The organism is Cupriavidus sp. 22TCCZM01-5 (genome assembly GCF_057798915.1).
In genome coordinates this window covers 77,880-90,914 of the sequence record NZ_JBYOJR010000032.1, presented here as the reverse complement: position 1 = coordinate 90,914, position 13,035 = coordinate 77,880, and the positions used below count along the sequence as shown (strand labels likewise).

The window sequence follows — 13,035 nt, the reverse complement described above, 5'->3', positions numbered from 1 at the left end:
GCCTGGGTGCTCAGACTAGGGCTCTGCGCGTAGCGCAGCCGAAGGCGATTACACGATGTCGGTAGCAGGAGGGACCACGGACAGTTTCGGGGCTCGTTCAATCAGCGCTCTAATCCTGCCCACGGACGCGCACCACGCGGCAGGCGGCCAAGCACACTCTGAAGCCCATCCCCGTACAACACCCGCAGCACACTACGATCAATATTCGCCCGCTAGGGCAAGTAAACGCGCTTTTTGGTTACTTTTTGTCGCTCGGACAAGAAGTGACTCGCCGGCTACGCCGGCGAAACAGCGGCGCCTGCCAAGCACGACAACCCCCTCCATACCTCCATCGAAGAACATTTTTTTCCCGCGATGTACCGTCAGCACCATCCCTGTCAGCAGGTCTTCAAAAAACTGCCCTACGCTGGAACCTGGCACTCCAGACGCAGTTCCGCCCCCCGGAGGTGCACTGGAATTCCTGCAGGAGGAACCATGTCGGTCAAACTCAGGTGCTGGTCGGAAGATGGCGAAGAAGTCATCGACGTGCCCGGTGCCGCGCTCGCCGCGCAGGTCGAGCAGGCCGCCGCGCAACATGCGACCGATGTACCCCAGCCCCCGGCGGAGTTCACCAAGTGGACGATGCCCGATGATCCAGACCGCTACGCTGACTTCGCGTAGCCCTGGTGGCGCCCGGCGCATACCGCCGGGCGCAGTCCTACTCAACGCTTCCACCTACCCTCCCCGCTCAGGAAAGGCTGATATCTCGCTTTATGCATAGGACGCGGCGACGCGTTTTCATATGCTTCGGTCATCGCGCTGCACCCCTCTCAAACGCAGCGAGAACGCAGACCAGGAGACATCCATGCCTTTGTTCCTTAATGAAGTCTGGCTTGGCGACATCAAGCCCGACCTGATCGAAGAGGCCGTGACCTTCTTCGGCAACCTGAGCGTCGGCACCAAGCCCGACAACCTTCCGCCCGACCTGCGCATGATCGCCGGCCCCTGGCTCTCGGCCGAGGAGGCGAAGGTGATGTTCATCTTCGAGATCGACGACCCGTCGACTATGTTCGATGCCTACGCCGAGCGCGTGGTCAGCGGCCTGTTCGCGCGGCGCAAGCTGACGCTGCTGTCCGGCTGGGACCAGATGAAGGCCTATACCGACCGCGTGGCAAGCGCCTGACCCCGACATCGAAACCAGGAGAACGAACATGCCGAAGTTTTTCAATGAGGTGTGGCTGCGCGATATGTCGCCCAGGACCATGCAGGGAGTCGTGGACTTCCTCGGAAACCTGCGCAACGGCGTGCGCCCCCCTAACCTGCCCGGCGACCTGAAGCTGCTGGCAGGTCCGTGGCTGTCCAACGAAGAGGCGAAGGTCTACTTCGTGTTCGAGATCGACGACCCGACCGAGACCTTCGAGGCCTTTGCCGAGCGCGTGGCCGACGGGCTGTTCCTGAAGCGCCGCCTGACGCTGATCCAGGACTGGGACGGCGCGCGCAGCTTCTCGAAATACCTTAGCGGCCGGCAGCTCAAGGCGGCATAGGCAAGGCAGGCACCACCTGCCACGGGCGGCCCCGGCGGCCGCCGCCGCGCGACAGCGCAGCACACTCGCAGCACACTACAAGACCAGACCGCAGGAGACAAACAATGAGCGGTATCAACAGCGGGCGCCGCCTGGCGCTCAAGCAGGGTATTGCCCTGGCGGCGGCCTCTGCCGCCTCTGGCCTGATGATCCACAGCCCCGCGCGTGCGGCCGGGCAGACCTACAACTACAAGCTCGGCATCGCGCTGGACGCGACCCACCCGACTACCGTCAACCTCACCGCCGCCGCGGCCGAGATCGCGCGCGCCTCCAGCGGCCGCCTGAACATCCGCGTGTTTCCGAACAGCCAGCTCGGCAGCGATACCGACATGGTGTCGCAGGTGCGCTCGGGCGCCATCGACCTCGTCAGCACCGCCGGCCTGATCTGGGGCACGCTGGTGCCGGCGGCCTCCGTGAGCGGGATCGGCTTTGCATTTCCGGGCTACGAGCAGGTCTGGAAGGCCATGGACGGCGAACTCGGCGCGCATATCCGCGGCGCGTTCGCGAAGGTCAACCTGATGCCGCTGCCGAAGATCTGGGACCACGGCTTCCGCCAGGTCACCAGCAGCAACCGGCAGATCAACACGCCGCAGGACCTGAGCGGCTTCAAGATCCGCGTGCCGCTGAGCCCGGCGCTCACATCGATGTTCAAGGCATTCGGCGCGGCGCCGGCCGGCATCAACATGGCGGAAACCTATACCGCGCTGCAGACGAAGATCGTAGACGGGCAGGAGAACCCGCTGACGATCCTGGGCACGCAGCGGCTCTATGAGGTGCAGAAATACTGCTCGCTGACGTCGCACGTATGGGACGGCTTCTGGCTGGTCGCGAACCTGCGCACGTGGAATGCGCTGCCCGAGGACTTGCGCCAGCTTGCCGCCACCACGTTCGATACGTATGCGCTAAGGCAGCGCCAGGCGGTGGATGCGCTCAATACCCGCCTGCGCGACGAGCTGAAGGGCCGCGGCATGGTGTTCAACCAGCCTGACGTGAAGGCCTTCCGCGACTACCTGAGCCAGGCCGGGTTCTACCGCGACTGGCAGAAGAAGTTCCCGGCCGAGACCTGGGCGCTGCTCGAAAAATACGCCGGCAAACTGGTCTAGCCGCTAGCCCTTCCTCAATCTGTTTGCGCTTGCCGGTGGCATTCCGCCACCGCCATGGCGGCGCTCCCACACAAGATCCTGGAGACATCATGGCATTCATCGCGCGCGTGGCATCGCTCATCACGCTGGGCTTTACCCTTTCCTGCATGGGCACGCAAAGTGCGGCGGCGCAGGAGGCCAAAGGCAAGTACATGAAGACGCCGACCGGCTACCTGATGGTGCTGCGGCACGGCGACAACGTGCTGCAGAACCTCGAACAACTGGCGCGGGAAGAGAAGATCCCGAGCGGCAGCTTCGTCGGCATCGGCTTCATGTCGGAGGCGACCTTCGGCTTCTATGACTTCGGCCGCAAGCAGTTCGACCCGAAGACCTACCGCAATGTCGAGATGGCCAATATGACCGGCTCCATCGCCTGGAAGGAGGGCAAGCCTTCGATCCATGCGCATGGCACGGTGACGGACGGCACTTTCCAGGGCGCTGGCGGCCACCTGCTCGGACTGACCGTGGGTACCGGGTCGTGCGAGATCACGGTCACGGTCTACCCGCAACGGCTGGAGCGCTTCGTCGATCCCGAAATCCAGGCCAATGTACTCGGCTTGCCGCAGCAATGACGGAGGCGGGACATGTCCACGCATATGGTCGATATCAAGGCCCCGCGCATGGAGGCGCATGCCGGGGCGCTGCCGGGCGGCACACCCGCGCGGGTACTGAGGCTTGCTGACAAGGCGCTGGGGGTGATGACCGAAGTGCCGGCCGCGCTGCTCGTGGTGGCCGAGATCGGCGTGCTGTTCAGCGGCGTGCTGAGCCGCTATGTCCTGCACACGCCGCTGGTGTGGGTCGACGAGCTGGCTTCGCTGCTGTTCATCTGGCTCATCATGCTCGGTGCCGCGGTCGCCTTCCGGCGCGGCGGCCACATGCGCATGACGGCGCTCGTCGACGCGGCGGCGCCGAAGTGGCGCGGCGTGTTCGAACTGGTGGCAACCGTGGCCGCGCTGACGTGGCTCGCGCTGGTCGCGCATCCGGCCTGGGAGTTCGCGAGCGAGGAAGCCGCGGTGACCATGCCGGCGCTGGATATCTCCAATGCCTGGCGCGCCGCCGCGCTGCCCGTCGGCATCGCGCTGATCCTGCTGATGAGCGTGGTGCGGCTGCTGTCCACGTCAACCGTGCGCACCGCGTTGCTGGCGCTGGCCGCGTGCGGCGCGGTGGTCGGGGGCCTGGTCATGCTGCAGCCGGTGCTGCAAGGAATCGGCAATGCCAACCTGCTCGTGTTCTTTGTCGGCATCGTGGGCTTGCTGGTGTTTACGGGCGTGCCCATCGCGTTCTCGTTTGGCCTGGCCACCTTCGGCTACCTGTCGCTGACCACGTCCACGCCGACCATCGTCGTGATCGGGCGCATGGACGAAGGCATGTCGCACCTGATCCTGCTGGCGGTGCCGATGTTCGTGTTCCTCGGCGTGCTGATCGAGATGACGTCGATGGCGCGCGCCATGGTGCAGTTCCTGGCGAACCTGCTCGGCCATATCCGCGGCGGCCTGTCGTACGTGCTGATCGGGGCGATGTATCTCGTATCGGGCATCTCGGGCTCCAAGGCGGCGGACATGGCGGCCGTGGCGCCGGCCCTGTTCCCCGAGATGAAGCAGCGCGGCGCCGACGACGGCGACATGGTGGCGCTGCTCGCGGCCACCGGCGCACAGACCGAGACGGTGCCGCCAAGCCTGGTGCTGATCACCATCGGCTCCGTGACCGGCATTTCGATTGCCGACCTGTTCACGGCCGGCCTGATGCCGGGGATCGTCCTGGCCCTGGTGCTGGGACTCGTGGTCTGGTGGCAGGCGCGCAAGACCGGCGCGGCGTGCAGCGCGCGGGCCACGCGGGCCATGATCGGCAAGAGCCTGGTGGTGGCGCTGCCCGCGCTGGCGCTGCCGTTCGTGGTGCGTGCCGCCGTGGTGGAAGGCGTGGCGACAGCCACCGAGGTCTCAACCATCGGCATCGTCTACGCGCTCATCGTCGGCCTGCTGGTGTACCGCAAGCTGGACCTGCGGCAGCTCTGGCCGGCGCTGGTGGACACGGCTGCGCTGTCCGGTGCGATCCTGCTGATCATCGGCACCGCCACGGGCATGGCATGGTCGCTGACGCAATCCGGCTTCTCCGGCGACCTGGCCGCGGCCATGGCGCAACTGCCGGGCGGGGCACCGGCGTTCATGGCGGTTTCCATCATCGCCTTCGTGCTGCTGGGCAGCGTGCTCGAGGGCATTCCCGCCATCGTCCTGTTCGGGCCGCTGCTGTTCCCGATCGCGCGCCAGCTCGGCATCCACGACGTGCACTACTCGATGGTGGTCGTGCTGGCCATGGGCATCGGCCTGTTCGCACCGCCGTTCGGGGTCGGCTATTACGCCGCCTGCGCCATCAGCCGCACCAGGCCGAGCGAGGGCGTACGCCATATCTGGCGCTACATGACTTTCCTGTTCATCGGCACCGTCGTGGTCGCGGCCGTGCCCTGGATTTCCACCGGTTTCCTCCATCACTGATCGCCCATGAAATTCGCAGCCTTCGTCGAGTACGCCAACGAGCCCGAGCGCATCGCGCAACACCGGCCCGCCCATCGCGCCTATCTGCAGGACCTGCTGCAACGCGGCCGGCTGGTCATTGCCGGCCCGTTCGCCGACGGCAGCGGCGCCCTGTTCGTGTACGAGGCCGCCAATGAACGCGAGGCCGCAAGGCTCGCGGCCGGCGACCCGTTCGCGAAAGCGTCGCTGTTCCAGGGCATCGTCATGAAGCCCTGGAAGCTCGTGTTCGCGAGCACCGACCACCTGACCCCTGCACTGTGAGGCGCACATGACCATGGATACCGCCATCCTGCAGACACTGGCCACATCGCTGCGCGACGCGGCACGGCAGCGCCAGCCGATCGCGCCGGTGCGCGAGGCACTGGCCGGCATGGGCGTCGAAGGCGCCTATGCGGTCCAGGACATCAACACCGCTTACTACCTTGAGAGCGGACGGCGGCTGACGGGCCGCAAGATCGGCCTCACCTCGAAATCGGTGCAGCAGCAGCTTGGCGTCGACGCGCCCGATTTCGGCATGCTGTTCGCCGACATGGAGCTCGCGCCCGATGAAGAGGTGGCACTCGGACGCGTGCTGCAGCCGAAAGTTGAAGCCGAAGTTGCCGTGGTGCTGGAGCGCGACCTGAAGCACGAACAGGTGACGCTGTCGCAGCTGATGTCGGCCATTGCCTATGTGCTGCCGGCCGTCGAGATCGTGGGCAGCCGCATCCGTGACTGGGACATCCGCCTGCTGGACACGGTGGCGGACAACGCGTCGTCCGGTTTGTATGCGTTGGGAACGCAGCCGCGCAAGCTGTCGGAAGTGGACCTGCGTACGTGCGGCATGCTCATGGAGCGCCAGGGCGAGGTCGTCTCGCTCGGCGTGGGCGCGGCCTGCCTTGGGCATCCGCTCAACGCCGCGCTGTGGCTTGCCCGCAAGATGGCCGAAGTGGGCCGGCCGCTGCAGGCGGGCGACGTCATCATGACCGGCGCGCTCGGGCCCATGGTCACGGTCGCGCCGGGCGATGTCATCGACACCACCATCGCCGGCCTCGGCGTGGTCCGCACGGCCTTTGCATCGGACTGACCAGCGTTACGCCGCCGCGCTGCGGCTCAGCCCTTGGCCTGCGTTAGCTTGCGGATCAGGTCAATGACCGTGCGGCTGGCATAGGTCAGCGGCCGCTGCGTGCTGGTGGCCAGCACCAGCGTGCGCGTCAGGACGGGATCGGTGATGCGGCTCACGGCGATGCGCCCGAGCTGCATCTCGACTTCCACCGCCTGCCGCGTGAGGATCGTATAGGCGGCCCCGTTCGCGACGATCTCGCGCATGGCGGTCAGCGAATCGACCTCGATCTGGGTATTCAGGTGGACGCCCGCCTTCTTCGCCTCGTCCAGCAGCATCATGTGGAAGCCGTCCGGCGCGCCCGGTAGCACGAGCGGCAGTGCCGCGGCATCGGCAAACCGGCAGCTGGGCCTGGCCACATTCGGATCTCCCGCCCGCGCGATCAGGTAGAGCTCGTCGGTGGCGAGCTTTTCGTCGGTCTTGTGGATGCGCTCGCCGTAGCGCGAGAATACGCCCACGTCCGTGCGGCCGCTGGCCAGCGCCTCCTCGATATTGCCCGCGAACCCTTCCATCAGCCGCAGTTCGATCTTCGGGAAGTCCGCGCGCACGCGCTGGAACAGCGGACCGACTATATGCTGCGTGATCGACGCCTGCAGGGCCAGCCTGACGGGCCCGCTCGGGACATCGGCGTGGTCGCGGATATCGTTCTTCAACTGGTCGAATTCGCCGAGCAGGGTCTTCACGCGCGGCATGATGGACTGGCCGAACTCCGTCAGCACCACGCCCCGCCCGGTGCGATAGAACAGCTTCGCGCCGAACTCGCTCTCCAGCGCGGCAATGTGCTTGCTGAGCGCGGACTGCGCGATGCCGCGCAACGCGCAGACCTTGCTCAGACTGCCGGCTTCGACGATGTCGGATAACAGTTGTAGGTGCTTGATGTCCATCGCCTGTCTGCGTCTGTGAAGTCGTGTCCGTGGAGCCGGCCGGAAGACCGTTGCCGATGCACGGAGCGTGGCCGCGCGGTCGCGACGATTGTAGCGAAATGGCCCTTGTCGCAACGCCCCTTCACGGCGCCTTTTGCGTGCATGGCGCGAAAGCGGGGACGGGCGTCAGCCTGTACCATCGCGTCTGGGCCGCATGGCCCGTTGGCAGCGACAGGCAGACTGGAAATTCGTGGGGAAGGGAATGGCATTGCAGGCGGGAACCGGAAAGACTTTTGTGTCGGGCGAGGCGGGCAGGATCGAGCTGATCGTCGATGCGCCGCGCACGGTGGCTGGCGGTATCGCCGTCGTCGCGCACCCGCATCCGCTGCAAGGCGGCACGGCCACCCACAAGGTCCCGCACGTGCTCGCGAAGGCGCTGGCCGCGAGGGGCTATGTGACAGTGCGCCCGAGTTTCCGCGGTGTCGGCGAGACCGAAGGCGAGCACGATACCGGCGATGGCGAGACGGCGGACACGGTTGGCGTCGTCCACTACCTGCGCCAGGAGTACCCCGGACTGCCGCTGGTCCTGGCCGGCTTCTCGTTCGGTGCCTACGTCGTGGCGCGTACGGTGGAAGTGCTGCGCGGCCAGGGGTTGCCATGCCCGCACCTGATCCTCGCCGGCATGCCGTGGGGGACCATTCCCGGTCACAGGAGCTACGAGACGCCGGCCGTGCCGCCGACGACGCTGGTCGTGCATGGCGAGAACGACGAGCGCGTGACGCTCGGCGCCGTGCTCGACTGGGCGCGACCGCAGGACTTGCCCGTCGTGGTGGTGCCGGGCGCCAATCACTTCTTCACCGGAAAGCTCGGCGCGCTGGAGCGCGTGGTCGGCGGCTACCTCGACCATCTGCCGGAGCCCGCAACGGGCTCCTGACCTGACGCGCCAGGCGAAATCGGGGATCAGGCCGCTCAACGGTCACTTGCTGTAACGGGCTGTAAACAGGCGCGGGCGTCATCTCGTTGTGATTTCAAATGAGAACGATTATCCTTTTGCTTTCGATCTCATTTGTGACCAATGTGTCACAACGCCTTTTGCGGCCCGTGCCGCCCATCCATTGCAATGACCGAAACCGAGCCGGCATCTGGCCAGCAGCGTCGCGCCTTCTGGCTCAAGCATCTTCATCAGTGGCACTGGATCAGTTCCGCGATCTGCCTGATCGGCATGCTGCTGTTCGCCGCGACCGGCTTCACGCTCAACCATGCGGCCCAGATCGAGGTGTCGCCGAGCGTGGTGACACGCCAGGCCACGGCGCCGGCCAGCCTGCTTTCGGCGCTGAAATCCGCCATGCCGGCCGCCTCGGGCAGCGGGCGCGATGCCAGGAGCGCGGTGCCGCCGGCGCTGGCCGACTGGCTCTTGCATGAACTCGGTATCGACGCCAGTGGGCGCGAGGCGGAATGGTCCGCCGATGAAGTCTATGTGTCGCTGCCCCGTCCGGGCGGCGACGCCTGGGTCAGCCTGGCGCTGGACACCGGCGAGACCCAGTACGAGAAGACCACGCGTGGCGTCATTTCGTATCTGAATGACCTGCACAAGGGCCGCAACACCGGCCGTGCGTGGAGCCTGTTCCTGGACGTGTTCGCGCTGGCCTGCCTGGTGTTCAGCGTGACCGGCCTGTTCCTGCTCAAGCTGCACGCCGCTGCCCGCGTGGCCACATGGCCGCTGGTGGGCCTGGGGCTGGTGGTGCCGCTGCTGCTGGCCATCCTGTTCATCCACTGACCGGATCGAGCCGATCCGCTGCGATCTTTCCTGCATCTTCCTGACGAGGTTATTCCGATATGCGCCGACTGCTCACCGTCACCCTCTCTGGCATGGCCGCCGCCCCGCTGGCCGGTCCGGCTTTCGCGGCAGACATGAACGTGAAGGTGGAAATCCCGCGCCTGAACGTCGCGGAATACCACCGCCCCTATGTCTCGGTCTGGGTGGAGCGCGCCGACCAGAGCCCGGTGTCGACGCTGGCGGTCTGGTACGACGTCAAGAACAAGGAAGGCACCAAGTGGCTCAAGGACATGCGCCAGTGGTGGCGCAAGGCCGGCCGCGACACGCAGATGCCCGCCGACGGCATTTCCGGCGCCACGCGCGCACCTGGCGAGCACACGCTCACTTTCACGGACGGCAAGGCGCCGCTGGGCAAGCTGCCGGCCGGAGAGTACCAACTCGTGGTCGAAGCGGCGCGCGAAGTCGGTGGCCGCGAACTGGTGCGCGTGCCCTTTAACTGGCCGCCGCAAGCGGCCCAGACCGCCCGCGCCAAGGGCGAGCACGAGCTGGGTGGCGTGATTGTCGACCTGAAGCCCTGATGCCCCCGAAGCCCCTGATGCACTGATCCCAACCGGAGACCGACGATGAAGACCTTCCAATCGCGCCTGTCCACGCGCCTGGCCTTGCTGGCCCTGGCGGCCCTGGCCCCGCTGGCGGCCCATGCCCACCGCCAGTGGCTGCTGCCGTCGGCCACGGTGCTGTCCGGCAACGACGCCTGGGTGACCGTCGATGCCGCGGTCTCCAACGACCTGTTCTACTTCGAGCACGTGCCGCTGCGCCTGGACAACCTGGTCGTGACCGGCCCGGACGGCAGCGCCCTGAAGGCGGAGAACGCCTCCACCGGCCGCTACCGCAGCACCTTCGACCTGCACCTGACGCAGCCCGGTACCTACCGCGTGGCGGTGGTCAACCAGGGCCTGTTCGCGAGCTACAAGGAAAACGGCCAGACCAGGCGCTGGCGCGGCACGGCGGAAGCGTTCGCGAAGGAAGTGCCCGCTAACGCCGCGGACCTGCAGGTGACGCAGGCCGAAGGCCGCGTCGAGTCCTTCGTCACGAACGGCAAGCCGAGCAGCCGGGGCCTGGCCGCCAGCGGCCGCGGCCTGGAACTGGCGCCGATCACGCACCCGAACGACCTCGTGGCCGGCGACACGGCCAGCTTCCGCCTGCTGCTCGACGGCAAGCCGGCCACCAACCTGAAAGTGGCCGTGGTGCCGGGCGGCATCCGCTACCGCGACCAGTTGCAGGAATTCAGCGCCACCACCGACGCCGACGGCAAGTTCAGCGTGAAGTGGCCGGCCCCCGGCATGTACTGGATGGAAGCCGAGGTCCGCGACGAAAAGACCTCGGTCAAGGCCGCCAGGACCCGCCGCGCCACCTATGCGGTGACGGTCGAAGTGCTGCCGCAGTGAGCCGTTGCCAGGATCTGCCTGCTTGAACCGCGTCCTGATCCCGCTCACGCTGTCAGCGCCGCCGGTACCGACCGGCGCGCAGGCGCGCGCGCAGCGCTGGGCCGGCGAGACCATGGGTACCACATGGTCGGTGGTGGCCATGCTGCCGCCGACGGTGGACGCCGGCGCGCTGGAACAGGGCATACGCGCCGCGCTCGACAGCGTGATCGCGCAGATGAGCAACTGGGCGCCGGACTCGGACGTGAGCCGCTTCAACCGCGCCTGCGCCGGCACGTGGGTCGCGCTGCCGGCCGACTGCCTGCGCGTGCTGGCGTGCGCGCTGCAGGTCGCGCGCGATAGCGGCGGTGCCTACGATCCCAGCGCCGGGCCGCTGGTGGACCTGTGGGGCTTCGGTCCCGCGCCGAAGCGCAGCGCGCCGCCGGCGCCGGACGAGGTCGCTCAGGCCAGGCGGCAATGCGGCTGGGACCGTATCGTGCTCGATCGCGAAGGCGGCCGCGCGCTGCAGCCTGGCAGCGTGTCGCTCGACCTCTGCGCCATTGCCAAGGGCTTCGCGGTGGACGCTGTCGCCCGATACCTCGATGGCGAGGGCGTGGCACACCACCTGACCGAGATCGGCGGCGAACTGCGTGGCCACGGCGTCAAGCCGGACGGCATGCCGTGGTGGGTGGCCCTTGAATCGCCGCCTGACAGCGGGCCGGCCACGCCGGAGCAGACGCTGGTCGCGCTGCACGGCCTGTCCGTCGCCACCTCGGGCGACTACCGGCGCTTCTTCGACAGCGAAGGCCGGCGCTATGCGCACACCATCGATCCGCGCACCGGCTATCCCGCCAGTCATGCGCTGGCTTCGGTGACCGTGCTGCACGTCGAATGCATGATGGCCGATGCGCTTTCCACCGCCCTGACCGTGCTCGGCCCGCAGGCCGGCATGGAACACGCGCGCCGGCATGGCATCGCGGCGCGCTTCCTGGTTCGTACACCGGGCGGTTTTGACGAACATCTTTCCCCGGCCTTTGCCGCGATGCTGGCATGAACCGCTTCCTGGCATGCTGGCCGGCCGCCGTGGCCGGTGTCTGCCTGGCCATGCTGAGCCCGTCGCGCGCCGGCATGGCGGCTGGTGTGTTGCTCGCCTATGCGGGCTTCTGCGCGGCCGTGTTCGATCATCACCGCCGCCGGCGCGCACGCGTCACGGCGCTTGCCGGCGGCGGCGCGGACCAGCATGGCGCCACGCTGGTGGCCTACGCGAGCCAGACTGGCTTTGCCGAGCAACTGGCCATGCAGACCGCCGCCGCGTTGCAGGGTGCCGGCATGCCGGTGCACATGCTTTGCCTTGCCGAGCTGGACGCCCGCCGGCTGGCCAGCTTCCGGCAGGCGCTGTTCGTGGTCAGCACCACCGGCGAAGGCGACGCGCCCGATAGTGCCTCGGGATTCGCGCGCCGCCTGCTGGCCGCGGGTGGTCAGGATGCATTGCGTCAGCTTCGCTATGGCGTGCTGGCACTGGGAGACAGCAGCTACGCGCGCTTTTGCGCGTTCGGCCATGCGCTGTCCGACTGGCTGCAGCGTCACCATGCGCAGCCGCTGTTCGACCTGATCGAAGTGGACAACGGCGACGCGGGCGCGCTGCGCCACTGGCAGAACCACCTGTCCGCGCTCAGCGGCGGCGCGGAGATCGCCGACTGGGAGCGTCCGCGCTATGACCGCTGGCAGCTCGCGGAGCGCCATCATCTGAACCCCGGCAGCCAGGGCGCGCCGGCGTTCCATCTCGTGCTCAGGCCCGAGGCCGACTTGCCGGACTGGCAAGCCGGCGACATCGCCGAGATCGGTCCCTGCCACGACCCGGCCGAGGTCGGCCGCCTGCTCGACAAGCTGGCCATGGACAGCGCCACGTCCGTGCGCTGCGACAGCCAGACGATGACACTGGCCGAAGCGCTCGCCACGCGCCTGCTGCTGCCCGAAGCGCACCTGGCCACGATGCGGGCCTTGCCGCCTCAGCAGCTTGTCGACGCGCTGTCGCCGCTGCCGCATCGCGAGTATTCGATTGCCTCGCTGCCGCAGGATGGGCAGCTCGAACTGCTGGTGCGGCAGACCCGTCATGCCGACGGGCGGCTCGGGTTGGCATCCGGGTGGCTGACCAGCCATGCATCCGTGGGGGCGCGCATTGCGCTGCGTATTCGCACTAACCAGGGCTTCCATGCGCCGCCCGATGATCGTGCGCTGGTGCTCGTCGGCAATGGCACCGGCCTTGCCGGACTGCGCGGCCACCTGAAGGCGCGCGCGCTGGCTGGGCGGCATCGCAACTGGCTGTTTTTTGGCGAGCGTTTAGCGCGGCATGACAACTTCTTCGCTGACGAACTCGCTGGCTGGCAGCGCGATGGCGTGCTGGAGCGGGTGGATGTTGTCTATTCGCGCGACGGCAGCGCTTTGCGCTACGTGCAGGATGCGCTGCGCGAGCGTGCGCCGTCGCTGCGCGAATGGGTCGATGCCGGGGCCGCCATCTACGTGTGCGGCAGCCTGCAGGGCATGGCTGGCGGCGTCGATGATGCGCTTGCCGAGGTGCTCGGGGTGGAGCGGTTGCGGCGGCTCAGTGAGCAGGGGCGTTATCGGCGCGACGTCTACTAG

15 protein-coding genes are annotated in these 13,035 nt (G+C 67.4%); 14 read left to right on the top strand and 1 reads right to left on the bottom strand.

The annotated features are described in order from the left end of the window. Positions 1-474 precede the first annotated feature (474 nt). The 8 genes from AC3FNH_RS25210 to mhpD all read left to right on the top strand — a co-directional run bounded on the left by AC3FNH_RS25210 (position 475) and on the right by mhpD (position 6,295). Complete coding sequence (locus AC3FNH_RS25210; protein WP_276102551.1) at positions 475-660, top strand: hypothetical protein; 186 nt, start codon at positions 475-477, stop codon at positions 658-660. Positions 661-844: 184 nt separating this feature from the next. Further along, positions 845-1,162, top strand: coding sequence for a hypothetical protein (locus AC3FNH_RS25205; RefSeq protein WP_276102550.1), 318 nt, complete (start codon positions 845-847; stop codon positions 1,160-1,162). Positions 1,163-1,190: 28 nt separating this feature from the next. After that, positions 1,191-1,523: a hypothetical protein gene (locus AC3FNH_RS25200; protein WP_488721998.1), complete on the top strand. Its 333-nt coding sequence runs from the start codon at positions 1,191-1,193 to the stop codon at positions 1,521-1,523. A 104-nt stretch (positions 1,524-1,627) separates the two neighbouring features. Next, a complete protein-coding gene (locus tag AC3FNH_RS25195) occupies positions 1,628-2,665 on the top strand; it encodes a TRAP transporter substrate-binding protein (protein WP_488721997.1) in 1,038 nt (345 codons plus the stop codon). Positions 2,666-2,754: 89 nt separating this feature from the next. Beyond that, positions 2,755-3,276 (top strand): PPC domain-containing DNA-binding protein, encoded by a 522-nt coding sequence (locus tag AC3FNH_RS25190; protein WP_488721996.1) that lies wholly within the window; start codon positions 2,755-2,757, stop codon positions 3,274-3,276. 24 nt (positions 3,277-3,300) lie between these two features. Beyond that, positions 3,301-5,193 (top strand): TRAP transporter large permease, encoded by a 1,893-nt coding sequence (locus AC3FNH_RS25185; protein ID WP_488722002.1) that lies wholly within the window; start codon positions 3,301-3,303, stop codon positions 5,191-5,193. A gap of 6 nt (positions 5,194-5,199) precedes the next feature. Beyond that, positions 5,200-5,493, top strand: coding sequence for a YciI family protein (locus AC3FNH_RS25180; protein WP_488721995.1), 294 nt, complete (start codon positions 5,200-5,202; stop codon positions 5,491-5,493). Positions 5,494-5,500: 7 nt separating this feature from the next. Continuing rightward, entirely contained in the window at positions 5,501-6,295 is a 795-nt protein-coding gene (gene mhpD, locus AC3FNH_RS25175; RefSeq protein WP_488721994.1) for a 2-keto-4-pentenoate hydratase, read from the top strand. 26 nt (positions 6,296-6,321) lie between these two features. Here mhpD and AC3FNH_RS25170 read toward each other — a convergent pair whose 3' ends face one another. Further along, positions 6,322-7,215 (bottom strand): LysR family transcriptional regulator, encoded by an 894-nt coding sequence (locus AC3FNH_RS25170; protein ID WP_488721993.1) that lies wholly within the window; start codon positions 7,213-7,215, stop codon positions 6,322-6,324. A gap of 241 nt (positions 7,216-7,456) precedes the next feature. Here AC3FNH_RS25170 and AC3FNH_RS25165 point away from each other — a divergent pair, with 241 nt between their 5' ends. The 6 genes from AC3FNH_RS25165 (at position 7,457) to AC3FNH_RS25140 (ending at position 13,035) form a co-directional block, all read left to right on the top strand. Then, a complete protein-coding gene (locus AC3FNH_RS25165; protein WP_488721992.1) occupies positions 7,457-8,128 on the top strand; it encodes an alpha/beta hydrolase in 672 nt (223 codons plus the stop codon). 186 nt (positions 8,129-8,314) lie between these two features. After that, complete coding sequence (locus AC3FNH_RS25160) at positions 8,315-8,971, top strand: PepSY-associated TM helix domain-containing protein (RefSeq protein ID WP_488721991.1); 657 nt, start codon at positions 8,315-8,317, stop codon at positions 8,969-8,971. 59 nt (positions 8,972-9,030) lie between these two features. Continuing rightward, positions 9,031-9,549, top strand: a complete 519-nt coding sequence (locus tag AC3FNH_RS25155; protein WP_488721990.1) for a DUF2271 domain-containing protein — start codon at positions 9,031-9,033, stop codon at positions 9,547-9,549. Positions 9,550-9,594: 45 nt separating this feature from the next. Next, on the top strand, positions 9,595-10,419 hold the full coding sequence (locus AC3FNH_RS25150; protein WP_488721989.1) for a DUF4198 domain-containing protein: 825 nt from the start codon (positions 9,595-9,597) through the stop codon (positions 10,417-10,419). Between the two features lie 22 nt (positions 10,420-10,441). Next, entirely contained in the window at positions 10,442-11,449 is a 1,008-nt protein-coding gene (locus AC3FNH_RS25145; protein WP_488721988.1) for an FAD:protein FMN transferase, read from the top strand. Next, positions 11,446-13,035, top strand: a complete 1,590-nt coding sequence (locus tag AC3FNH_RS25140) for a flavodoxin domain-containing protein (RefSeq protein WP_488721987.1) — start codon at positions 11,446-11,448, stop codon at positions 13,033-13,035. The genes AC3FNH_RS25145 and AC3FNH_RS25140 overlap by 4 nt, the downstream gene beginning before the upstream one ends.

What these genes read in the sequence shown, in the direction of transcription:
- AC3FNH_RS25210 (WP_276102551.1), top strand. Translation starts at nt 475, where the DNA reads ATGTCGGTCAAACTCAGGTGCTGGTCGGAAGATGGCGAAGAAGTCATC.
- AC3FNH_RS25200 (WP_488721998.1), top strand. Translation starts at nt 1,191, where the DNA reads ATGCCGAAGTTTTTCAATGAGGTGTGGCTGCGCGATATGTCGCCCAGG.
- AC3FNH_RS25140 (WP_488721987.1), top strand. Translation starts at nt 11,446, where the DNA reads ATGAACCGCTTCCTGGCATGCTGGCCGGCCGCCGTGGCCGGTGTCTGC.
- AC3FNH_RS25195 (WP_488721997.1), top strand. Translation starts at nt 1,628, where the DNA reads ATGAGCGGTATCAACAGCGGGCGCCGCCTGGCGCTCAAGCAGGGTATT.
- AC3FNH_RS25170 (WP_488721993.1), bottom strand. Translation starts at nt 7,215, where the DNA reads ATGGACATCAAGCACCTACAACTGTTATCCGACATCGTCGAAGCCGGC.
- AC3FNH_RS25165 (WP_488721992.1), top strand. Translation starts at nt 7,457, where the DNA reads ATGGCATTGCAGGCGGGAACCGGAAAGACTTTTGTGTCGGGCGAGGCG.
- AC3FNH_RS25205 (WP_276102550.1), top strand. Translation starts at nt 845, where the DNA reads ATGCCTTTGTTCCTTAATGAAGTCTGGCTTGGCGACATCAAGCCCGAC.
- AC3FNH_RS25190 (WP_488721996.1), top strand. Translation starts at nt 2,755, where the DNA reads ATGGCATTCATCGCGCGCGTGGCATCGCTCATCACGCTGGGCTTTACC.
- AC3FNH_RS25150 (WP_488721989.1), top strand. Translation starts at nt 9,595, where the DNA reads ATGAAGACCTTCCAATCGCGCCTGTCCACGCGCCTGGCCTTGCTGGCC.
- mhpD (WP_488721994.1), top strand. Translation starts at nt 5,501, where the DNA reads ATGACCATGGATACCGCCATCCTGCAGACACTGGCCACATCGCTGCGC.
- AC3FNH_RS25160 (WP_488721991.1), top strand. Translation starts at nt 8,315, where the DNA reads ATGACCGAAACCGAGCCGGCATCTGGCCAGCAGCGTCGCGCCTTCTGG.
- AC3FNH_RS25185 (WP_488722002.1), top strand. Translation starts at nt 3,301, where the DNA reads ATGGTCGATATCAAGGCCCCGCGCATGGAGGCGCATGCCGGGGCGCTG.
- AC3FNH_RS25180 (WP_488721995.1), top strand. Translation starts at nt 5,200, where the DNA reads ATGAAATTCGCAGCCTTCGTCGAGTACGCCAACGAGCCCGAGCGCATC.
- AC3FNH_RS25155 (WP_488721990.1), top strand. Translation starts at nt 9,031, where the DNA reads ATGCGCCGACTGCTCACCGTCACCCTCTCTGGCATGGCCGCCGCCCCG.